At 62.3% G+C, this 19869-nt stretch carries 31 protein-coding genes; 28 read left to right on the forward strand and 3 right to left on the reverse strand.

The features are described from left to right. Nucleotide 1: 1 nt before the first annotated feature. The 21 genes from rplD to map all read left to right on the forward strand — a co-directional run bounded on the left by rplD (nucleotide 2) and on the right by map (nucleotide 12001). Nucleotides 2-622, forward strand: coding sequence for a 50S ribosomal protein L4 (gene rplD / locus IEW19_RS06350; RefSeq protein WP_188570828.1), 621 nt, complete (start codon nucleotides 2-4; stop codon nucleotides 620-622). Continuing rightward, nucleotides 619-924, forward strand: coding sequence for a 50S ribosomal protein L23 (gene rplW, locus IEW19_RS06355; RefSeq protein ID WP_011692807.1), 306 nt, complete (start codon nucleotides 619-621; stop codon nucleotides 922-924). Before rplD ends, rplW begins: the two co-directional genes overlap by 4 nt. 29 nt (nucleotides 925-953) lie before the next feature. Next, entirely contained in the window at nucleotides 954-1793 is an 840-nt protein-coding gene (gene rplB, locus IEW19_RS06360; protein ID WP_026264302.1) for a 50S ribosomal protein L2, read from the forward strand. Between the two features lie 12 nt (nucleotides 1794-1805). Then, nucleotides 1806-2087 (forward strand): 30S ribosomal protein S19, encoded by a 282-nt coding sequence (gene rpsS, locus IEW19_RS06365; RefSeq protein WP_003803803.1) that lies wholly within the window; start codon nucleotides 1806-1808, stop codon nucleotides 2085-2087. A gap of 38 nt (nucleotides 2088-2125) precedes the next feature. After that, the gene (gene rplV / locus IEW19_RS06370) at nucleotides 2126-2491 is read left to right on the forward strand and encodes a 50S ribosomal protein L22 (protein WP_009358304.1); all 366 of its coding nucleotides are present in this window, start codon (nucleotides 2126-2128) and stop codon (nucleotides 2489-2491) included. Continuing rightward, nucleotides 2492-3322, forward strand: a complete 831-nt coding sequence (rpsC, locus tag IEW19_RS06375; protein WP_188570829.1) for a 30S ribosomal protein S3 — start codon at nucleotides 2492-2494, stop codon at nucleotides 3320-3322. Then, entirely contained in the window at nucleotides 3323-3739 is a 417-nt protein-coding gene (gene rplP / locus IEW19_RS06380) for a 50S ribosomal protein L16 (protein WP_015937848.1), read from the forward strand. Nucleotides 3740-3741: 2 nt separating this feature from the next. Then, entirely contained in the window at nucleotides 3742-4071 is a 330-nt protein-coding gene (gene rpmC / locus IEW19_RS24110) for a 50S ribosomal protein L29 (RefSeq protein ID WP_188570830.1), read from the forward strand. Then, a complete protein-coding gene (gene rpsQ, locus IEW19_RS06390; protein WP_018760451.1) occupies nucleotides 4068-4373 on the forward strand; it encodes a 30S ribosomal protein S17 in 306 nt (101 codons plus the stop codon). The genes rpmC and rpsQ overlap by 4 nt, the downstream gene beginning before the upstream one ends. A 485-nt stretch (nucleotides 4374-4858) precedes the next feature. Continuing rightward, a complete protein-coding gene (rplN, locus tag IEW19_RS06395) occupies nucleotides 4859-5227 on the forward strand; it encodes a 50S ribosomal protein L14 (protein ID WP_003803789.1) in 369 nt (122 codons plus the stop codon). Nucleotides 5228-5230: 3 nt separating this feature from the next. Then, nucleotides 5231-5593, forward strand: coding sequence for a 50S ribosomal protein L24 (gene rplX, locus IEW19_RS06400; RefSeq protein WP_188570831.1), 363 nt, complete (start codon nucleotides 5231-5233; stop codon nucleotides 5591-5593). Beyond that, nucleotides 5593-6174, forward strand: a complete 582-nt coding sequence (gene rplE / locus IEW19_RS06405) for a 50S ribosomal protein L5 (RefSeq protein ID WP_188570832.1) — start codon at nucleotides 5593-5595, stop codon at nucleotides 6172-6174. The genes rplX and rplE overlap by 1 nt, the downstream gene beginning before the upstream one ends. An 82-nt stretch (nucleotides 6175-6256) precedes the next feature. Beyond that, complete coding sequence (gene rpsH / locus IEW19_RS06410; RefSeq protein WP_015937843.1) at nucleotides 6257-6655, forward strand: 30S ribosomal protein S8; 399 nt, start codon at nucleotides 6257-6259, stop codon at nucleotides 6653-6655. A gap of 18 nt (nucleotides 6656-6673) precedes the next feature. Further along, the gene (rplF, locus tag IEW19_RS06415; RefSeq protein ID WP_188570833.1) at nucleotides 6674-7210 is read left to right on the forward strand and encodes a 50S ribosomal protein L6; all 537 of its coding nucleotides are present in this window, start codon (nucleotides 6674-6676) and stop codon (nucleotides 7208-7210) included. 3 nt (nucleotides 7211-7213) lie between these two features. After that, a complete protein-coding gene (rplR, locus tag IEW19_RS06420) occupies nucleotides 7214-7597 on the forward strand; it encodes a 50S ribosomal protein L18 (protein WP_159631366.1) in 384 nt (127 codons plus the stop codon). After that, the gene (gene rpsE / locus IEW19_RS06425; RefSeq protein WP_188570834.1) at nucleotides 7594-8310 is read left to right on the forward strand and encodes a 30S ribosomal protein S5; all 717 of its coding nucleotides are present in this window, start codon (nucleotides 7594-7596) and stop codon (nucleotides 8308-8310) included. The genes rplR and rpsE overlap by 4 nt, the downstream gene beginning before the upstream one ends. 2 nt (nucleotides 8311-8312) lie before the next feature. Beyond that, on the forward strand, nucleotides 8313-8519 hold the full coding sequence (rpmD, locus tag IEW19_RS06430; RefSeq protein ID WP_009358731.1) for a 50S ribosomal protein L30: 207 nt from the start codon (nucleotides 8313-8315) through the stop codon (nucleotides 8517-8519). Continuing rightward, on the forward strand, nucleotides 8520-9005 hold the full coding sequence (rplO, locus tag IEW19_RS06435) for a 50S ribosomal protein L15 (RefSeq protein ID WP_188570835.1): 486 nt from the start codon (nucleotides 8520-8522) through the stop codon (nucleotides 9003-9005). Between the two features lie 210 nt (nucleotides 9006-9215). Beyond that, nucleotides 9216-10526, forward strand: coding sequence for a preprotein translocase subunit SecY (gene secY, locus IEW19_RS06440; protein WP_188570836.1), 1311 nt, complete (start codon nucleotides 9216-9218; stop codon nucleotides 10524-10526). 5 nt (nucleotides 10527-10531) lie between these two features. Then, nucleotides 10532-11101 carry an adenylate kinase gene (locus IEW19_RS06445; protein ID WP_188570837.1) on the forward strand — a complete coding sequence of 190 codons (570 nt, stop codon included), beginning with the start codon at nucleotides 10532-10534 and terminating at the stop codon, nucleotides 11099-11101. 72 nt (nucleotides 11102-11173) lie between these two features. Next, nucleotides 11174-12001: a type I methionyl aminopeptidase gene (gene map, locus IEW19_RS06450; protein ID WP_188570993.1), complete on the forward strand. Its 828-nt coding sequence runs from the start codon at nucleotides 11174-11176 to the stop codon at nucleotides 11999-12001. Nucleotides 12002-12083: 82 nt separating this feature from the next. Here the strand turns inward: map and IEW19_RS06455 are convergent, their stop codons facing one another. The 3 genes from IEW19_RS06455 to IEW19_RS06465 all read right to left on the reverse strand — a co-directional run bounded on the left by IEW19_RS06455 (nucleotide 12084) and on the right by IEW19_RS06465 (nucleotide 15360). Next, on the reverse strand, nucleotides 12084-13442 hold the full coding sequence (locus IEW19_RS06455; RefSeq protein ID WP_188570838.1) for an ABC transporter substrate-binding protein: 1359 nt from the start codon (nucleotides 13440-13442) through the stop codon (nucleotides 12084-12086). 107 nt (nucleotides 13443-13549) lie between these two features. Next, entirely contained in the window at nucleotides 13550-14401 is an 852-nt protein-coding gene (locus IEW19_RS06460) for a carbohydrate ABC transporter permease (protein WP_188570839.1), read from the reverse strand. After that, on the reverse strand, nucleotides 14398-15360 hold the full coding sequence (locus IEW19_RS06465; RefSeq protein WP_188570840.1) for a carbohydrate ABC transporter permease: 963 nt from the start codon (nucleotides 15358-15360) through the stop codon (nucleotides 14398-14400). The genes IEW19_RS06460 and IEW19_RS06465 overlap by 4 nt, the downstream gene beginning before the upstream one ends. Before the next feature lie 205 nt (nucleotides 15361-15565). Between IEW19_RS06465 and IEW19_RS06470 the strand changes: the two genes are divergently transcribed. From IEW19_RS06470 to rplQ, 7 genes are all read left to right on the forward strand, one after another. Further along, complete coding sequence (locus IEW19_RS06470) at nucleotides 15566-16486, forward strand: P1 family peptidase (protein WP_188570841.1); 921 nt, start codon at nucleotides 15566-15568, stop codon at nucleotides 16484-16486. A 171-nt stretch (nucleotides 16487-16657) separates the two neighbouring features. Further along, nucleotides 16658-16879, forward strand: a complete 222-nt coding sequence (infA, locus tag IEW19_RS06475) for a translation initiation factor IF-1 (RefSeq protein ID WP_009358723.1) — start codon at nucleotides 16658-16660, stop codon at nucleotides 16877-16879. Nucleotides 16880-16949: 70 nt separating this feature from the next. After that, nucleotides 16950-17063, forward strand: coding sequence for a 50S ribosomal protein L36 (gene rpmJ, locus IEW19_RS06480; RefSeq protein ID WP_009358722.1), 114 nt, complete (start codon nucleotides 16950-16952; stop codon nucleotides 17061-17063). 183 nt (nucleotides 17064-17246) lie between these two features. Next, nucleotides 17247-17621: a 30S ribosomal protein S13 gene (gene rpsM, locus IEW19_RS06485; protein WP_028275004.1), complete on the forward strand. Its 375-nt coding sequence runs from the start codon at nucleotides 17247-17249 to the stop codon at nucleotides 17619-17621. Between the two features lie 54 nt (nucleotides 17622-17675). Then, nucleotides 17676-18077 carry a 30S ribosomal protein S11 gene (rpsK, locus tag IEW19_RS06490; RefSeq protein ID WP_018760435.1) on the forward strand — a complete coding sequence of 134 codons (402 nt, stop codon included), beginning with the start codon at nucleotides 17676-17678 and terminating at the stop codon, nucleotides 18075-18077. A 129-nt stretch (nucleotides 18078-18206) separates the two neighbouring features. Next, nucleotides 18207-19217 (forward strand): DNA-directed RNA polymerase subunit alpha, encoded by a 1011-nt coding sequence (locus tag IEW19_RS06495; protein ID WP_013601812.1) that lies wholly within the window; start codon nucleotides 18207-18209, stop codon nucleotides 19215-19217. A 68-nt stretch (nucleotides 19218-19285) separates the two neighbouring features. Further along, on the forward strand, nucleotides 19286-19858 hold the full coding sequence (gene rplQ, locus IEW19_RS06500) for a 50S ribosomal protein L17 (protein WP_188570842.1): 573 nt from the start codon (nucleotides 19286-19288) through the stop codon (nucleotides 19856-19858). Nucleotides 19859-19869 lie beyond the last annotated feature (11 nt).

The following is a 19869-nucleotide window of genomic DNA, read 5'->3' on the forward strand; positions in this document are numbered from 1 at the left end:
AATGGCTAACACTGTCCAGGTTGACCTGCCTGCAGAGATCTTCGACGTTCAGACCAACGTGCCCCTGCTGCACCAGGTCGTCGTTGCCCAGCTCGCTGCTGCCCGCCAGGGAACCCACAAGACCAAGACCCGCGCTGAAGTTTCCGGTGCAGGACGCAAGCCGTTCAAGCAGAAGGGCACCGGCCGCGCCCGTCAGGGTTCCATCCGTGCTCCCCACATGACCGGCGGTGGCGTTGTCCACGGTCCCACCCCGCGTGACTACAGCCAGCGCACCCCCAAGAAGATGATTGCTGCTGCACTGCGCGGCGCACTCTCTGACCGGGCCCGCAACGGTCGCATCCACGTTGTCGCAGAACTGGTTGAAGGCGCCAAGCCCTCCGCCAAGACCGCCCTGGCAACGCTCCGCGGTGTGTCCGACCGCAAGAACCTGCTGGTCGTCATCGAGCGCGATAACGACGTTGCTGCACTGTCCGTGCGCAACCTCGCCGGCATTCACGTTCTGTACGCAGACCAGCTGAACACCTACGACGTTCTCGTCTCAGATGACGTTGTCTTCACCAAGGCTGCTTACGACGCATTCGTTGCCGCTAAGGCAGCTAAGAACGAGGAGGATGCCAAGTGAGTGCAGCCACCATCAAGGATCCCCGCGACGTCGTGCTTGCACCCGTCGTGTCGGAAAAGAGCTACGGGCTGATCGACGAGGGCAAGTACACCTTCCTGGTGGACCCCCGTTCGAACAAGACCGAGATCAAGCTGGCCGTGGAGAAGATCTTCTCCGTCAAGGTCGAATCGATCAACACCATCAACCGTGCCGGTAAGCGCAAGCGCACCAAATTCGGATGGGGTACCCGCAAGAACACCAAGCGTGCGATTGTCACCCTCAAAGAAGGCACCATCGACATCTTCGGCGGTCCGCTCGCGTAGCGGAGACCACTTTAACGAGGAAATAAATTATGGGAATCCGTAAGTACAAGCCGACTACACCGGGCCGTCGTGGCTCGAGCGTAGCGGACTTTATCGAAATCACGCGGTCGACGCCGGAAAAGTCGTTGGTACGTCCGCTGCCCAAGAAGGGCGGCCGTAACAACACCGGTAAGATCACCACCCGCCACAAGGGTGGTGGACACAAGCGCCAGTACCGTCTGATCGACTTCCGTCGCCACGACAAGGACGGCGTCAACGCCCGCGTTGCCGAAATCGAGTACGATCCGAACCGCACGGCTCGCATCGCCCTCCTCCACTACGTTGATGGCACCAAGCGTTACATCATCGCTCCCAACAAGCTCTCCCAGGGTGACGTTGTTGAGGCAGGTGCCGGTGCTGACATCAAGCCCGGTAACAACCTGCCCCTGCTCAACATCCCGGTGGGTACCGTCATCCACGCAGTGGAACTGCGTCCCGGTGGCGGCGCCAAGATGGGCCGCTCCGCCGGCGCATCCATCCAGCTTGTTGCCAAGGAAGGCCGCTTCGCCCAGCTGCGCCTGCCTTCCGGTGAAATCCGCAACGTTGACGTGCGCTGCCGCGCGACCGTCGGCGAGGTGGGCAACGCCGAGCAGTCGAACATCAACTGGGGCAAGGCCGGCCGTATGCGCTGGAAGGGCGTCCGCCCGACCGTCCGTGGTGTCGCCATGAACCCGGTTGACCACCCGCACGGTGGTGGTGAGGGTAAGACGTCCGGTGGACGTAACCCCGTCAACCCCAACGGTAAGCGTGAAGGCCGCACCCGCCGCCCCAACAAAGAGAGCGACAAGCTTATTGTGCGTCGCCGTCGTACTGGCAAGAACAAGCGATAGGAGCCTGGACACATGCCACGCAGCCTGAAAAAAGGTCCTTTCGTTGACCAGCACCTCTTTGTGAAGGTAGCCAGGGAAAACGAAAAGGGCACCAAGAACGTCATCAAGACCTGGTCCCGCCGTTCGATGATCATCCCCGACATGCTCGGGCACACGATCGCCGTTCACGACGGACGCAAGCACATCCCGGTGTTTGTCACTGAGTCGATGGTCGGGCACAAGCTCGGCGAATTCGCTCCCACGCGGACATTCCGCGGCCATGTCAAGGACGACCGTAAGGGCAAGCGCCGCTAGGCGCCTGCGCTTACGTCAAAGACGAGAGAAGGAAAGCAATGGAAGCCAAGGCAATTGCGCGCCACATCCGCGTAACGCCTATGAAGGCCCGGCGCGTCGTCAACCTTGTTCGTGGTTTGCAAGCGAATGAGGCTCTGGCAATTCTGAAGTTTGCCCCGCAGGCAGCTTCGGAGCCGGTATTCAAGGTAGTTCAGTCGGCAATCTCCAACGCCCGGGTCCTCGCGGACCGCGACGGCGTGGCGTTTGACGAAGGCGACCTCATCATCAGCGAAGCGTTTGTTGATGAAGGCCCGACCATGAAGCGGTTCCAGCCGCGTGCCCAGGGTCGTGCATTTCAGATCAAGAAGCGCACCAGCCACATCACCGTGGTAGTCGCTACCCCGGAGAAAGAGGAGGCTCGCTAAGTGGGACAGAAAGTAAACCCGCACGGGTTCCGACTCGGCATCACCACCGATCACGTATCGCACTGGTTCGCTGACAGCACCAAGGCCGGACAGCGGTACAAGGACTTCGTTCGCGAAGACATCCGCATCCGCCAGCTCATGTCCACCGGCATGGAGCGCGCCGGTATCGCCAAGGTCGAGATCGAGCGTACCCGTGACCGCGTCCGCGTGGACATCCACACGGCACGTCCGGGCATCGTCATCGGCCGCCGTGGAGCAGAAGCAGACCGCATACGCGGCGAGCTCGAAAAGCTCACCGGCAAGCAGGTCCAGCTGAACATCCTCGAGGTCAAGAACCCCGAGATGGAAGCCCAGCTTGTGGCCCAGGGCGTTGCAGAGCAGCTGACTTCCCGCGTGGCATTCCGCCGTGCCATGAAGAAGGCCATGCAGTCCGCACAGCGTGCAGGTGCCAAGGGCATCCGTATCGCCTGCTCGGGCCGCCTGGGTGGCGCTGAAATGTCCCGCTCGGAGTTCTACCGCGAAGGCCGTGTGCCCCTGCACACGCTCCGCGCGAACATCGACTATGGCTTCTACGAAGCCAAGACCACCTTCGGCCGCATTGGCGTGAAGGTTTGGATCTACAAGGGTGACGTCACCGCCAAGGAACTGGCCGCACAGGCTGCTGCCGCACCGTCCCGCGGTGGCCGTGGCGAGCGTCCCGGCCGTCCGGGTGGCGCTGACCGCGGTGACCGCCGCCGTCGCAACGACCGCCCGGCCGCTGACGCAGCTTCAGCTGCCGAAGCTCCGGCAGCTGAAGCTGCACCTGCAGCAGCAGAAGGAGGACAGGCTTAAATGCTTATCCCACGTCGAGTCAAGCACCGTAAGCAGCACCACCCGGGTCGTTCCGGCGCTGCCACGGGCGGCACTGAGGTCTCGTTCGGTGAGTGGGGTATCCAGGCTCTGAGCCCGGCATACGTCACCAACCGTCAGATCGAATCTGCCCGTATTGCGATGACCCGCCACATCAAGCGTGGCGGTAAGGTCTGGATCAACATCTACCCGGACCGTCCCCTGACCAAGAAGCCGGCCGAAACCCGCATGGGTTCCGGTAAGGGTTCACCGGAATGGTGGGTCGCAAACGTCAAGCCGGGCCGGGTTCTTTTCGAACTCTCCGGTGTCAATGAAGAGGTAGCTCGCGAGGCCCTGCGCCTGGCAATCCACAAGCTGCCGTTGAAGGCACGCATTGTGCGTCGCGAAGGTGGTGAGTAGAAATGGCAGTAGGATCCAAGGATCTGGCTCCCGCGCAGCTGGACGGTTTCGACAACGAGCGTCTCGTTGAAGAACTCCGCAAGGCCAAGGAAGAGCTGTTCAACCTGCGTTTCCAGTCCGCCACCGGACAGCTGGAGAACCACGGTCGCCTGCGTGCAGTAAAGAAGGACATTGCCCGCATCTACACCGTTCTCCGCGAACGCGAGCTGGGCATTCGTGCCGAGGTTGCCGCACCGGTTGTGGAAGCCAAGGAAGAAAAGAAGTCCAAGAAGGCTGCAACCAAGAAGGCCGAAGAGGCTGAAGCGGTTGAGACCGAGGAGGATGCCAAGTGAGTGAAAAGGACGAGAACGTGACGGAAACTGCTACCGCCGCCAAGGCTGGGGAGCGCGGTTACCGCAAGACGCGTCGCGGCTACGTGGTCTCCGACAAGATGGAAAAGACCATCGTTGTCGAGGTTGAGGACCGCGTAAAGCACGCACTGTACGGCAAGGTCATCCGCCGTACCTCCAAGGTCAAGGCCCACGACGAAGAGAACACCGCCGGCATCGGCGACCTCGTTGTCATCGCCGAAACCCGTCCACTGTCCGCCACCAAGAACTGGCGGCTCGTGGAAATCCTCGAGAAGGCCAAGTAGCACCTGCTGCTTAGCTGTTGCCCCTGCTCCCTTCCGGGAGCGGGGGCTTCCTCGTTTAACCCACGCGTCACGCCAGGCAGCTTTTAGCGGCAGCGGACGACGGCGCCTGGACTGGCAGGGGAGTGGCACCTTTGGTGGGCCGAAACGCTGCCCTGCGTCACGCCGTCGTACGTCCGGCCCTGCTTGCGGGCCGGTGCTTACTGGTGATATGGGGACTGGCGGAAAACGTGCTAGGATATTGAGTTTGTATGGCGCCTTCTGCGCGCCGTCATCAACCTCGTAAACAAGCGTGCCACAGCACAGTGCCCCTGTGCGCCTCGGGATCCGTTCCGGGCCGGATGGGAGCAACTGCTTCTGGCACGGGCGTTTAGGCCTGGTCTGGCAAAATCCAGGCAGGTCAAGAGACACCCCGATCAACCGTTCCGCAAGGCTCATTCCGTAGCAAGACCACGGCCTGAGAACCGGCGCGACGCAAGGAGTAAATAGTGATTCAGCAGGAGTCGCGACTGAAGGTCGCCGACAACACGGGTGCTAAGGAAATCCTTACCATTCGCGTTCTCGGTGGATCCGGCCGTCGCTACGCAGGCATCGGTGACGTCATTGTCGCCACCGTCAAGGATGCAATCCCGGGCGGCAACGTAAAGAAGGGCGATGTGGTCAAGGCCGTCATCGTCCGTACCAAGAAGGAACGCCGCCGTGCGGATGGTTCCTACATCAAGTTTGACGAGAACGCAGCTGTGATCCTGAAGAACGACGGTGACCCCCGCGGTACCCGTATCTTCGGACCGGTTGGTCGTGAACTGCGTGACAAGAAGTTCATGAAGATCGTTTCTCTGGCTCCGGAGGTGCTCTAGTCCATGGCTGCAAAGATCAAGAAGGGTGACCTGGTTCAGGTCATCACTGGCGCCAAGGCTGAGCGCGGCGGCGACCGCGGCAAGCAGGGCAAGGTTCTGCGCGTATTCACCGACACCAACCGCGTGCTGGTTGAGGGTATCAACCGCGTCACCAAGCACACCCGGGTTGGACAGTCGCAGCGCGGCACCAAGACCGGCGGCATCGAGGTCGTAGAGGCCCCGATCCACATTTCCAACGTGGCCCTGGTTGACCCGTCGACCAAGAAGCCGACCCGTGTGGGCTTCCGCTTCGACACTGTGGAGAAGAACGGTGTCCAGAAGACCGTCCGTGTCCGCGTGTCCAAGAGCTCCGGGAAGGACATCTAATGACTGAGACTCTCGAGACTCCGGCAACGAAGATCGTTCCTCGTCTGAAGACCAAGTACGCCGAATCCATCAAGGCAGCACTGCAGGATGAATTCAAGTACGAGAACGTGAACCAGGTACCCCGCCTGGTGAAGGTTGTTGTGAACATGGGTGTTGGAGATGCCGCCAAGGACTCCAAGCTGATCGACGGCGCTGTCCGCGACCTCACCCAGATCACCGGCCAGAAGCCGCAGGTTACCAAGGCCCGCAAGTCGATCGCTCAGTTCAAGCTGCGCGAAGGCATGCCCATCGGAGCACACGCGACCCTGCGTGGCGACCGTATGTGGGAATTCGTGGATCGCCTGGTCACCCTGGCCCTGCCCCGCATCCGCGACTTCCGCGGCCTCAGCGGCAAGCAGTTCGATGGCAACGGCAACTACACCTTCGGTCTGACCGAGCAGGTTATGTTCCACGAAATCGACCAGGACAAGATCGACCGCGTCCGCGGTATGGACATCACGGTTGTGACCACTGCCAAGACCGATGACGAAGGCCGCGCGCTGCTCAAGGCGCTGGGTTTCCCGTTCAAAACCGAAGCTTAATTAACTACGTAAAAGGTCCGGCCGCTCCGCTCCCCAAGGGACGGAACGGCGGAAACCGTTATGAGGAAGGGCATGAGCCCACATGACAATGACAGATCCTGTCGCAGATATGCTTACGCGCCTGCGTAACGCAAACTCGGCATACCACGACTCCGTGTCTATGCCTTACAGCAAGCTCAAGGCACGCGTTGCCGACATCCTCAAGGCCGAAGGTTTCATCGCCGGCTGGAAGGAAGAGGACGCCGAGGTCGGCAAGAAGCTGACCCTGGACCTCAAGTTCGGTCCGAACCGCGAGCGTTCCATCGCCGGTGTACGCCGCATCTCCAAGCCGGGTCTCCGCGTTTACGCGAAGTCCACCAACCTCCCGCACGTGCTCGGTGGCTTGGGTATCGCTATCCTGTCCACCTCTTCCGGCCTCCTGACTGACAAGCAGGCCGGCAAGAAGGGCGTGGGCGGCGAAGTCCTCGCGTACGTCTGGTAACGGGAAAGGAAGAGAATAATGTCACGTATTGGACGTCTCCCCATCACCGTTCCTGCCGGCGTTGAGGTCAAGGTTGACGGCTCTGTCGTCAGCGTCAAGGGATCCAAGGGGGAGCTGACCCACACTGTGGCCAGCCCCATCGAGGTTGCCCTGGACGAGAACACCCTGACCGTCACCCGCCCGAACGACGAGCGCGCCTCCCGTTCGCTCCACGGCCTGACCCGCACCCTGATCGCCAACATGATCCAGGGCGTCACCGCAGGCTACGAGAAGAAGCTTGAAATCGTCGGTACCGGTTACCGCGTTCAGGCCAAGGGATCTGACCTTGAGTTCGCTCTTGGCTACAGCCACCCGGTCAACGTTTCGGCTCCGGCCGGCATCACCTTTGCAGTAGAGGGGCCGACCAAGCTCTCTGTCTCAGGTATCAACAAGCAGCAGGTCGGCGAGGTTGCTGCCAACATTCGCAAGCTGCGGAAGCCTGACCCGTACAAGGGCAAGGGCATCCGTTACGCCGGCGAAGTCATCCGCCGCAAGGTCGGAAAGGCTGGTAAGTAACCCATGGCCATCTCCATTAACAAGAAGCGTACGAACAAGAGCAAGGCTGCTGGTCGCAGCCGCCGCCAGCTTCGTATCCGCAAGCGCATTTCCGGTACGGCTGTCCGCCCCCGCCTGGTGGTCAACCGCTCCGCACGCCACGTATTTGTCCAGGTTGTCGATGACACCATTGGCCAGACCGTAGCAAGCGCGTCCACCCTGGAAGCTGACCTTCGTGCATTCGATGGTGACAAGACTGCCAAGGCCAAGCGCGTCGGCGAGCTCGTTGCCGAACGTGCCAAGGCTGCCGGCGTCGAGGCTGTCGTGTTCGACCGTGGTGGTAACAAGTACCACGGCCGGATTGCCGCCGTCGCTGACGGTGCACGCGAAGGTGGGCTGTCACTGTGACCGAAGCAAACAAGGAAAAGGACACTGTGTCTGCAGATCAGAAGGCCCCCGAAGCCGCAGCTGCTGAGACCACTGCCCCCGCTGCCGACGACCGCCGTGGTGGCGCCCGTCGTGGCGAGCGTGGCGACCGTGGCCAGGGCCGCGGCGACCGCGGTGGCCGTGGCGGCCGCGATGGTGGCCGCGAAGCCGAAAAGAACCAGTTCGTAGAGCGCGTTGTCACCATCAACCGCGTTTCCAAGGTCGTCAAGGGTGGTCGTCGCTTCAGCTTCACCGCACTGGTCGTCGTTGGTGACGGTAACGGCATGGTCGGCGTGGGCTACGGCAAGGCCAAGGAAGTTCCCGCTGCTATCGCCAAGGGCGTTGAAGAGGCCAAGAAGTCCTTCTTCCGCGTTCCCCGCGTTGGCAACACCATCCCGCACCGGGTTCAGGGTGAGGCCGCTGCCGGCGTCGTAATGCTGCGTCCGGCTTCCGCCGGTACCGGTGTTATCGCCGGTGGTCCGGTCCGTGCAGTACTGGAGTGCGTGGGCATCCACGACATCCTCTCCAAGTCGCTCGGTTCCTCCAACGCCATCAACATCGTTCACGCGACCGTTGATGCCCTGAAGCGCCTCGAAGAGCCGGCAGCTGTGGCAGCACGCCGCGGCCTGCCCCTCGACGAGATCGCCCCCCAGGCACTGGTGAAGGCCCTCCTGGCTCCGAAGGCAGGTGTTTAGTCATGGCTAAGAACCTGGTCCCCTCCGACGCTCAGTTGGAAATCACTCAGATCAAGTCCGCCATTGGCGGCAAGCAGAACCAGCGCGACACCCTGCGGTCCCTCGGCCTGAAGCGGATCGGACACACCGTTGTCCGCACCGCCGACGCCGTGACCGTTGGGATGCTCAACACGGTTCCGCACCTGGTAAAGGTAGAGGAGGCGAAGTAAATGGCAGAGAACACTGCTGATAAGGCACAGGCTGCTGAGAAGCAGAACACCCTGAAGGTTCACCACCTGCGTCCCGCTCCGGGTGCCAAGACCGCCAAGACCCGTGTTGGTCGTGGTGAGGCATCCAAGGGTAAGACCGCCGGCCGCGGTACCAAGGGTACGGCTGCCCGCTACCAGGTGAAGGCTGGCTTTGCCGGCGGCCAGCTGCCGCTGCACATGCGCCTGCCGAAGCTGCGCGGCTTCAAGAACCCGTTCCGGGTTGAGTTCCAGGTTGTAAACCTGGACAAGCTCAACGAGCTGTTCCCGGAAGGTGGCGCAGTCACCGTGGAGAACCTGGTCGAAAAGGGTGCCGTTCGCAAGAACCAGCCCGTCAAGGTGCTGGGCACCGGCGACATCACCGTCAAGGTTGACGTCACCGTCCACGCATTCTCGGCCAGCGCCGCTGAAAAGATCGCCGCAGCAGGCGGAAGCACCACCGCCCTCTAAAGGGACGGCGCCAGCTGTTGGACTCCCGGTATCCGTGGGCTTCGGCCCCGGATACCGGGAGTTTTTCACATCCGCCGGGCGAATTTTTCCCGCCACCCGGCGCATGCGCGCTGGCCCGGATTGTTCGCATGGCGTGTAGAACCGTTAGACTCGGTTGTCGGGATCTATGGAATCCCCCACCCCACTCTTATTGACACCACAGGAGGACGCTTGCTAAGCGCATTTGGCCGGGCCTTTCGCACGCCTGATCTGCGACGCAAGTTGTTGTTCACGCTGGGAATCATCACCATATTCCGCTTGGGTGCTTTCATTCCCTCGCCAGGTGTGAACTACCAGAATGTCCAGCAATGCTTGCATAACGGTCAGACCGCCGGTGGGCTGTACCAGCTCGTTAACCTCTTCAGCGGCGGCGCGTTGCTCCAGGTGTCCATCTTCGCCCTGGGCATCATGCCCTACATCACGGCCAGCATCATCGTCCAGCTGCTCCGGGTGGTCATTCCCCGGTTCCAGGAGCTCTACGACGAGGGCGCGTCGGGCCAGTCCAAGCTGACCCAGTACACCCGCTACCTCACCATTGCGCTCGGCCTGCTCAACGCCACCACCCTGGTATCCCTTGCCCGCTCCGGGCAACTACTTCCCGGCTGCCAGCTGCCGGTGATCCCGGATACCAGCATCATTACCACCATCCTGATCATCATCACGCTCACGGCCGGCACCGGGCTGATCATGTGGATGGGCGAACTCGTCACGGAGAAGGGCGTGGGCAACGGCATGTCGCTGCTCATCTTCACCTCCATCGCTGCACAGTTCCCCACCTCACTCGGTGCGATCTGGACGTCGCAGGGACCGGGAACATTCTTCCTTGTCCTGGCCGTGGGCCTGCTTACGGTGGCCCTGGTGGTCTTCGTGGAACAGTCGCAGCGGCGCATTCCGGTCCAGTACGCCAAGCGTATGATCGGCCGGCGCACCGTGGGCGGCACCAGCACCTACATTCCCATCAAGGTGAACATGGCCGGCGTCATTCCGGTCATCTTCGCTTCTTCCATGCTCTACATTCCCGGGCTGATCGCGCAGTTCAACCAGCCCCGGAACGGCGAGCCAATGCCAGCGTGGGTTGAGTGGATCAACAACAACCTCACCCGCGGTGACCACCCGATCTACATGGCGGTTTACTTCCTCCTGATCGTGTTCTTCACCTACTTCTATGTCGCGATTACCTTCAACCCTGAAGAAGTCTCAGACAACATGAAGAAGTACGGCGGCTTCATTCCAGGTATCCGCGCCGGCAGGCCGACCGCTGACTACCTGCAGTACGTGCTCTCACGGATCACCCTGCCCGGCGCCCTCTACCTGGGCTTCGTGGCACTGATCCCGTTGGTGGCACTGGTACTGATCAACGCCAACCAGAACTTCCCGTTCGGTGGCACCTCGATCCTGATCATGGTGGGCGTTGGTTTGGAGACCGTAAAGCAGATTGATGCGCAGCTACAACAACGTCACTACGAAGGGCTTTTGCGATGACGAGAATGCTGATTATCGGACCCCCCGGTTCCGGAAAAGGAACGCAGGCAGAGCGGATCTCAGAACGCCTCGGCGTTGTGGCCATCTCCACCGGCGACATCTTCCGTGCCAATGTGAAGGGTGAGACCCCGCTGGGCCTCGAGGCCAAGAAGTACATGGACAACGGCGACTTCGTTCCGGACAGCGTGACCAACAAGATGGTCCGCGACCGCCTGAGCGAGTCCGACGTCCAGAACGGTTTCCTGCTGGACGGCTACCCGCGCACCACCGCGCAGGTGGACTACCTTGACGAGATCCTCGCCGACGGCGACGAGAAGCTCGACGTGGTGCTGCAGCTGACTGCCGACGACGAGGAACTGGTGCACCGCCTCCTGGGCCGGGCCAAGGAAACGGGCCGGAGCGACGACAACGAAGCCGTCATCCGCCACCGCCTGGACCTGTACCACCAGCAGACCGAAGCCGTGGTGGCGAAGTACGCCGAGCGCGGCATCCTCACCCAAGTTGACGGGATCGGTCCCATCGACGAAGTAACCAACCGCGTGATGCAGGCCATCAAGGCCGCACAGGCAGCCTGACCAAAGGCGCCCGGTTTATCGAGGCTCCTCCCGGCATCCGGGAGGAGCCTCAGCTATTTGAAAGGACACACCATGGCCTTCGGCCAGCCCCGCATCGAATTCAAGAACAACGCCCAGATGCGCACCATGCACGAGGCCGGCCTGGTCCTCAGCCGTGCACTGGATGCCGCTGCTGCCGCCGCGGTGCCGGGGGTCACCACCAAGCATCTCGACGAGATCTTCGCCGCTATCCTCAACGACGCCGGCGCCAAGTCCAACTTCCTTGGCTACCACGGCTTCCCGGCCACCATCTGCACGTCCGTCAATGAGGAAGTGGTGCACGGCATCCCCGGCAGCCGTGTCCTGCAGGACGGCGACATCATCTCCATCGACGGCGGGGCGATCGTCAACGGCTGGCACTCGGACTCCGCACGCACCGTGATCGTGGGCAATGCCGATCCCGAGGACCAGAGGCTCTCCGACGTCACCCAGGCCGCCATGTGGCGGGGGATCGCGGCACTGGCCAGCGGCACCCACGTGGGCGACGTCGGCGCAGCCATCGACGACTACGTGTCCTCCGTCCCCGGAAAGCCGCTGGGCATCCTGGAGGATTACGTGGGCCACGGCATCGGCTCCGAAATGCACATGGCCCCCGACGTCCTGAACTACCGCACCAACCACCGCGGCCCCAAAATCAAGCCGGGCCTGTGCCTTGCCATTGAGCCCATGCTGGTCCGGGGCAGCATTGACACCGCAGTCCTGGCGGACGATTGGACCGTGGTGACCACCGACGGCAAGCGCTCCTGCCAGTGGGAGCACTCCGTGGCAGTACACGAAAAGGGCATCTGGGTGCTTTCAGCGCCCGACGGCGGCGCGGAGCACCTGGTGCCCCTCGGCGTCACCCCCGTGCCCATCCCGTAAGGGGACGCGCCCCTTCCGCCGCGATACGCAAAAGCCCTGGCAACCCCCGAAACGGGGTGTGCCAGGGCTTTCGCGTCGAAGGCTAGGCCTTCAGCTTCGGCTTGACGTCCTTGGTGTAAATCCCTTCGAGCGTTGTCTTCAGCTCAGCCATGGTGGCCTTGACGTCGCCCTGCTGGGTGAGGATCTTCGCGGCCGCCTTGGCCATCTCCTGGTCGGCGCCGGGAAGGAACGCGCGCGCGTTGTCCTGGACCCGGGTCACGGCCAGCTGGTCCATGGCGGTCTTGATCTGCGGCGTCTTGGCCAGCACTGCCGTCATGTCGGCTGAAGTGCGCGTGGGCATGTAGCCCGTGGCTGCCGAGAACTCGGCGGTGTTTTCCGGTTCCGTGACAAACTGCAGGAACATGGCTGCCGCGAGCTGTTCTTCACGCGTCACCCCGCTGGGGATGCCCAGGCCCGCGCCACCGGTCGGGCAGACCTGCGTCTTGGCTTTGGAGCCACCCGGCAGGAACCCGACGCCCACGTTGAAGGACGCGGACTTCAGGATGCCGATCAGCGAACCGGTGGAGGACAAGGTGGCGGAGGCCAGTCCGGCGGCAAAATCGTCAGCCGATTCCTTCGAGGACACCCCCGCCCAACCGTCCTTGTACACGGAATCCTGCGCAGCCTGGAGGGCGGCTACCGATTCGGGGGAATCGCAGGTAATGTCCCAGCCCTTGGACCAGGCGCCACCCTCGCCCCACAAGTTGTTCTGCAGGGTCCAGCCCGCGTACCCGGCAAGGGCCGGATGCATGAAGGCGTACTTGGCGCCGGAAGCAGCCTTGAGCTTGGGAGCCCAGCCGGCGAACTCCTGCCAGGTGGCTGGCGCCCGGTCCGGGAGCCCGGCGGCAGCGAAGTGGTCCTTGTTGTAGTAGAACAGCGGGGTTGACCGGCCGTAGGGGAGTGCCCATTGCTGGCCGTCGTACTTGTAGTCGTCCACCAGCGAGCTGCGGAAGTCACCAAGCTTGACGTCCAGCTGCTTGATGAGCGAGTCCAGCGGAATGATGCTTTCGTTCAGGTAGTAGCGGAACCACCAAACGTCGGAGAGGACCACAAGAGCGGGCAAGCCAGATTTTGCGGCCTGCGCCGTCTGGAACTTCTGGGCAATTTCCTCGTAGTTGGCTCCCGCCGTGACCAGGTTGACCTTGATGTCCGGGTACTTGGCCTGGAACTTATCGATCATGCTCTTTTCCACGTCCTGCGACTTTCCAGGGTGGTTGGACCAGAAGTCGAAGGACGCGGCCGGCTTGACACCGTCGAAGTCCAGCGCTGCGGCAGATGGCTTGGCTCCTGTCGAGGTGGACGGGCCACCGCAGGCGGTGAGGGCCGCGGCGCCTGCCCCGGCGCCGGCCAGGGAGAGGAAGAGCCGCCGGTCCACCGGCGAGGTAAGGATGTTTCGTGCCATGGTGATGCCTTTCTATGGGGCCGGCGGCGGTGTTGCGGGGGCAGCCCGGCAACCGGCTTGATGCGGAGGAGGAAAAGAGCAGGGAACGACGGCGGGGGCCGGCTTGATCAGCCGGTGACACTTCCCTGCGTCAGGCCGGCCACGATGTAGCGCTGCAGCATGGCGAACACCACCAGGATGGGAAGGATGACGAGGACGGCGCCGGCCATCATGATGCCCCAGCCGGCACCGTTGCCTTCGGAGTTCTGCAGCAGGGTCAGCCCAACCGGCAGGGTCATGCTCTCCGGTTTGTCCGTGATGATGAGCGGCCAAATGTAGTCGTTCCATTCGCTGACCACGGTCACCAGGGCAACAGTGGCGATGGACGGCAGGGAGACCGGCACCACCACCCGCCACAGCCGCCGCCAGTGTCCGGCGCCGTCGATCTCTGCGGCCTCAAGGATGGAAACGGGCAAGGTCAGGAAGTGCTGGCGCAGCAGGAAGGTGCCGAAGGCCGTGCCCAGGCCGGGGAGGATGATGCCCCAGAGTGTGTTCTTGCCGCCCAACCCTGCGATCAGGATGTAGTTGGGCAGGATGGCCACCTGCGGTGGAACCATGAGTGCAACAAGGATCAGAACGAAGATGGCTTTCTTAAAGGGAAAGCGGACGAAAACCAGGGCGTACGCAGTCAGGATCGCGAGGACCACTTTGATGCTGGAGCCCACCACGGTGACCACTGTGCTGTTGAAGAAGAACTGCCCGAACGGGACAGTGGTCATGGCAACCCGGTAGTTCTCCAGGTTTAGGCTTTCGGGCAGGACCTTGAGGTCCACGGTGACGATTTCCCCGGGCTGCTTGAACGAGCTGAGGACCATCCACAGCAACGGAAGGAAGACCACCAGCACGGAAAGCGCGAGCGGAAGGTAGCCGGTGGTCACGGTGGCGGCGAGGTTTGCGCGGCTGAAGGGACGCACGCTCATGAATAATGCACCTTTTTTTCAACGAAGCGGAGCTGGACCACCGTGATGATGAGCAGGATGGCGAACAGGATCACCGAAACGGAAGCGGAGTAACCGGCCCGGTTGTAGGCACCGAAGGCCTGGAGGTACGCCTCATAGATCAGGGTGCTGGTGCCGTTCCCCAGCGGTGTCATGATCCGGATGAGGTCGAACGCCTGGAGCGAGCTCAGCATGGTCGTGATCAGCAGGAAGAAGGTGGTGGGGGACAAGAGGGGAAGCGACATGCTGATGAAGCGGCGGACGTCGTTCGCCCCGTCCAGGGAAGCGGCCTCCATCACGTCCTTCGGCAGTGACTGCAGCCCGGCAAGGAACACCACGGCGCAGTACCCCAGGTTCTTCCATACATAGACCAGGATCACCATGGCCAGCGAGAGCTGCGGATCATTGATCCACTGGGGGCTCTGTTGTCCGATTCCCCGGAGCAGCCAGGCAAGGACGCCGTAGCCCGGGTCGAAGATGAACAGCCAAACGAGGCCCACCCCTACGCCTGAGAGTACGTAGGGGGCAAAGACCGCGGAGCGGGCAAAGGTGGTTCCCCGGACTTTGGTGTTGAGCGCAAGCGCCACCAGCAGGCCCAGGATCATGGACCCGCCCACCGTGGCGACGGTAAAGACGGCCGTGGTTCCCAATACCCGGCCGGCGTCAGGACCGGTGAAGAACGCCACGTAATTGTCCAGGCCGACGACGGTGGCCGAGGCTGCACCCAGTGTCCAGTCCAATGTGGAGTAGTAAATGTTGTTGATCAGCGGCAGGTAGGTGAACGTCGCTATGAGGGCCAGGTTGGGCAGGGCCAGGGCCAGGAACACCAGGCCGTCTCGGCGCGACCGGGAAGACCAGCGGCGTCGGCGAACGGGTGCGGGGGTTGGGGTCAAGGAATCAGCGGGCACGACGGCCCTTGGCTTTGTCAGATCAGCGGTCATGGGTCTCTAACGGGAAAGGGTGGAAAGCCCGTGGACGGGGGAGCTGACTTTCACTTCACCACACGTGCCGGGCCGGGTTCGCCGCAAAGCCGGATTCGCCAAGAGATTTGGCCCAGCCTTTAGTTTCTGTTCACGAAATGTTGGGGCGAACTAAACGCAAGGTTTTTGTCGGGCCCATCAACAGCCCCGGAGGGAGAATGGGGGCATGGGAACCATTACCGACGTCCCGGGCATCCGTGTGGGCCACGTCCAGAAGTCCGGCGGCGGCTGGCTGACCGGGGTCACCGTGGTCCTTCCGCCACCGGGAACGGTGGGTTCGGTGGACGTCCAGGGCGGTGGGCCGGCCACGCATGAAACCGATGCACTCGACCCCACAACCCTTGTCAGCACCGTGGACGCCGTGGTGCTCACCGGCGGCAGTGCCTACGGGCTGGCGTCTGCGGCAGGAGCGCAGCGCTGGTGCGAGGAGAACGGCCGGGGCTTCGCCGTTCCCGGGGGAGTGGTGCCCATCGTCCCTGCCGCCGCGATCTTCGACCTGGGCAGGGGAGGCGACTTCTCCGCACGGCCTACGCCGGACATGGGCTACGCGGCAACAGCCGCCGCGGCAGCACAAACGGACGGGCACGACGTCGGACGCGGCAACGTTGGCGCCGGCACCGGCGCGCTCATCGGCAGGGGCCAGTTCAAGGGCGGAGTGGGAACAGCATCAATCACCCTGGAGAACGGCGTGGTGGTCGCAGCCCTGGCCATAGTCAACGCACTCGGGCTCCCGGCTGCTGGGTGGGAAACCAGTCACGGCGCCCCGCTCAACACAACTCTTGTCGTCGTGGCCACCGATGCCGTTCTCGACGTGGCTGAGTGCAAGCGGACGGCCGCTGCGTCCCATGCCGGTATTGCCCGGGCTTTGAATCCGAGCCATACCCTGGCTGACGGAGACACTGTGTTTTGCCTCGCAACTGGCGCCGTGGCGCTCGACCGCTCGGACGATGCTGCCCGGCAACTGGGCCTCATCACCTTGCAAAGTGCGGCAGCCGACGTCGTCCGTTTGGCCATCCTGGACGGTGTTGCCAGTGCTGAAGCAGTGAGCACGCCAGCCGGCGAATATGGTGCGTACCGCACCGCGTAGGCTACTATGGCCGATTTAACTTTTGCAGCGATCCAGAGTAGTGTTGTTTGTTGGTTGTCTGGACTGCCACGCCCTTTTGGGCCTGGAGACGGCAATCGATCCAACAAAAACGTTCGTGGTCATGCCCGGTGCAATCCGGCGGGGCTGCGGCAACAACAGTTAGCGGAGGGTATGGCCAAGAAGGACGGGGTCATTGAGATCGAAGGCGTTGTGACCGAGGCGCTGCCTAACGCGATGTTTCGCGTTGAGCTCACCAACAAGCACATCGTTCTGGCACACATCTCTGGAAAGATGCGCCAGCACTACATCCGAATCCTCCCTGAGGACCGCGTAGTGGTGGAGCTGAGCCCGTACGACCTCACCCGTGGTCGTATCGTCTACCGCTACAAGTAAATTGCTGGGCGGCGGCAGCGCAAGCTGACTGCTGCTCCAGTTGACCAACTGCTACACGCAAAGGAATGCCATGAAGGTCAAGCCGAGCGTCAAGCAGATCTGCGAAAAGTGCAAAGTGATCCGCCGTAATGGCCGGGTCATGGTGATCTGCGAGAACCCGCGCCACAAGCAGCGCCAGGGCTAATTTCCTTCCCTGAAGGAAATCCTGGGCTGTAACCCACGCAAGTAAATAAAGGCAGCACAAGCTGATCTGGAACATTGAGCTCGAAAGAGTCCGGACAGCTAACCCCCGGTCGGAGGCTGGGGCCGCACTGAACGTGCGGGTGTACTGCCTACGACCTCCGGTTTATCAAGGAGCACTGCCACTATGGCTCGTCTCGCTGGCGTAGACATTCCCCGCGAAAAGCGGCTGGAAATTGCGCTTACTTACATCTACGGCGTGGGCAAGACCCGTGCACACGAAACCCTGGCTGCCACTGGCATCAGCGCTGACGTTCGCGTCAAGGACCTGACTGACGCCCAGCTGGTAGAACTTCGTGACTACATTGAAGGCAACTACAAGGTTGAGGGTGACCTTCGCCGCGAAGTAGCAGCAGATATCCGCCGCAAGGTTGAAATCGGCAGCTACGAAGGTATCCGCCATCGCAAGGGCCTCCCAGTACGCGGACAGCGTACGAAGACGAACGCACGTACCCGCAAAGGCCCGAAGCGTACCGTGGCCGGCAAGAAGAAGGCCCGTTAAAATCCCCGCTCGGGATTTACGGACTTTCCCCAATAACTTTCTGTAGGAGAAAAAATGCCCCCGAAGACTCGTGGCGCGGTTCGCAAGCCGCGTAAGAAGGACAAGAAGAATATCGCGCTTGGCCAGGCGCACATCAAGAGCACCTTTAACAACACCATCGTTTCCATCACGGATCCGAGCGGCGCTGTTATTTCCTGGGCTTCCTCCGGTGAGGTTGGCTTCAAGGGCTCGCGCAAGTCCACCCCGTTCGCTGCCCAGATGGCTGCCGAAGCCGCTGCCAAGCGTGCGCAGGAGCACGGCATGCGCAAGGTAGACGTTTTCGTCAAGGGACCGGGTTCCGGACGCGAAACCGCAATCCGTTCGCTGCAGGCCGCAGGCCTCGAGGTTGGCTCCATCCAGGACGTCACCCCCGCAGCGCACAACGGCTGCCGCCCGCCGAAGCGCCGCCGCGTCTAATTCTTTTCCGCAGCAGGAGCTTGCCCGGACCAGCGATGGCCCGGGCAAGCCCAGCGCGTTAAGTCTCAGACCGAATTTCCACCACCTGTGTTGCGTCATATAGCGGATGCTCGCCGAAAGGAAACCTAAGTGCTCATTGCACAGCGCCCCACCCTCTCCGAAGAGGTAGTCTCCGAAAACCGTTCGCGTTTCATCATTGAACCGCTGGAACCGGGCTTCGGCTACACCCTCGGAAACTCCCTCCGCCGTACCCTGCTCTCCTCCATCCCCGGTGCTGCCGTAACCAGCATCCGGATCGATGGTGTGCTGCACGAGTTCACCACGGTTCCGGGTGTCAAGGAAGATGTCACCGAGATCATCCTTAACATCAAGAGCCTGTCGGTTTCCTCCGAGCACGACGAGCCCGTCGTGGCTTACCTGCGCAAGCAGGGCCCCGGAGTCGTCACCGCCGCGGACATCGCTCCGCCGGCCGGCGTCGAATTCCACAACCCGGATCTGCACATCGCCACGCTGAACTCGAAGGGCAAGTTCGAACTCGAACTGACCATCGAGCGCGGCCGCGGCTACGTTTCGGCAGCTCAGAACAAGTCCGGCGACGCAGAGATCGGCCGTATCCCGGTCGACTCCATCTACTCGCCGGTCCTGAAGGTTACTTTCCGCGTGGAAGCAACCCGTGTTGAGCAGCGCACCGACTTCGACAAGCTGATTGTCGACGTCGAGACCAAGCAGGCCATCGCCCCGCGCGATGCCGTCGCTTCCGCAGGCACCACCTTGGTGGAACTGTTCGGTCTGGCCCGTGAGCTGAACACCGCAGCTGAAGGTATCGAGATCGGCCCGTCGCCCACCGACGCTGCCCTGGCAGCCGACATGGCACTGCCGATCGAGGATCTGGACCTCACCGTCCGTTCCTACAACTGCCTCAAGCGTGAGGGCATCCACACCGTGGGTGAACTCGTTGCCCGCTCCGAGGCTGACCTGATGGACATCCGCAACTTCGGTGCCAAGTCCATTGACGAGGTCAAGGCAAAGCTGGTTGAACTGGGCCTGTCCCTCAAGGACTCGCCTCCCGGTTTTGACCTCGCAGCACGCGCCGCAGCAATCGAAGAGGACGACGCCGCGTTCGGCGACGACGAACTCTAAACCAGACCTTGGCCGGCGGGCAGCACCATGGTGTGCCGCCCACGGCTTCCACATGAGGAGAAACAATTATGCCTACCCCCACTAAGGGTCCGCGCCTCGGAGGCGGCCCGGCTCACGAGCGCCTCATGCTCGCGAACCTGGCAGCATCCCTGTTCGAGCACAAACGGATCACCACCACGGTGACCAAGGCCAAGCGCCTGAAGCCGTACGCAGAGCGCCTGGTCACCTTCGCCAAGCGCGGCGACCTCGCTTCCCGCCGCCGCGTTCTCGGCCTGATCAGCAACAAGGGCGTCGTCCACGAGCTGTTCAACGACATCGCCCAGGCTGTGGAGAACCGCGACGGCGGCTACACCCGCATCACCAAGATCGGCAACCGCAAGGGCGACAACGCTCCCATGGCTGTCATCGAACTGGTCCTCGAGCCGGTTTCCGCAAAGCAGGCCGTCGTAGCCGAGGCTACCCAGGCCACCAAGCGCGACGCTGCCAAGGCTGCTCCGGCCGCCGAGGAAGCCCCCGAGGCTGAGGTCGTGGAGACCGAAGCTGCTGAGGCTCCTGTTGCTGAAGAAGCTGCAACCGAAGAGGCTCCGGCCGCTGAGGAAACTGCTGAAGCTCCCGCAGCCGAGGAGAAGGACGCGAAGTAATTCGCTGATTC

The organism is Arthrobacter liuii, assembly GCF_014639275.1.
GTDB classification, from domain to species: Bacteria; Actinomycetota; Actinomycetes; order Actinomycetales; family Micrococcaceae; genus Arthrobacter; species Arthrobacter liuii.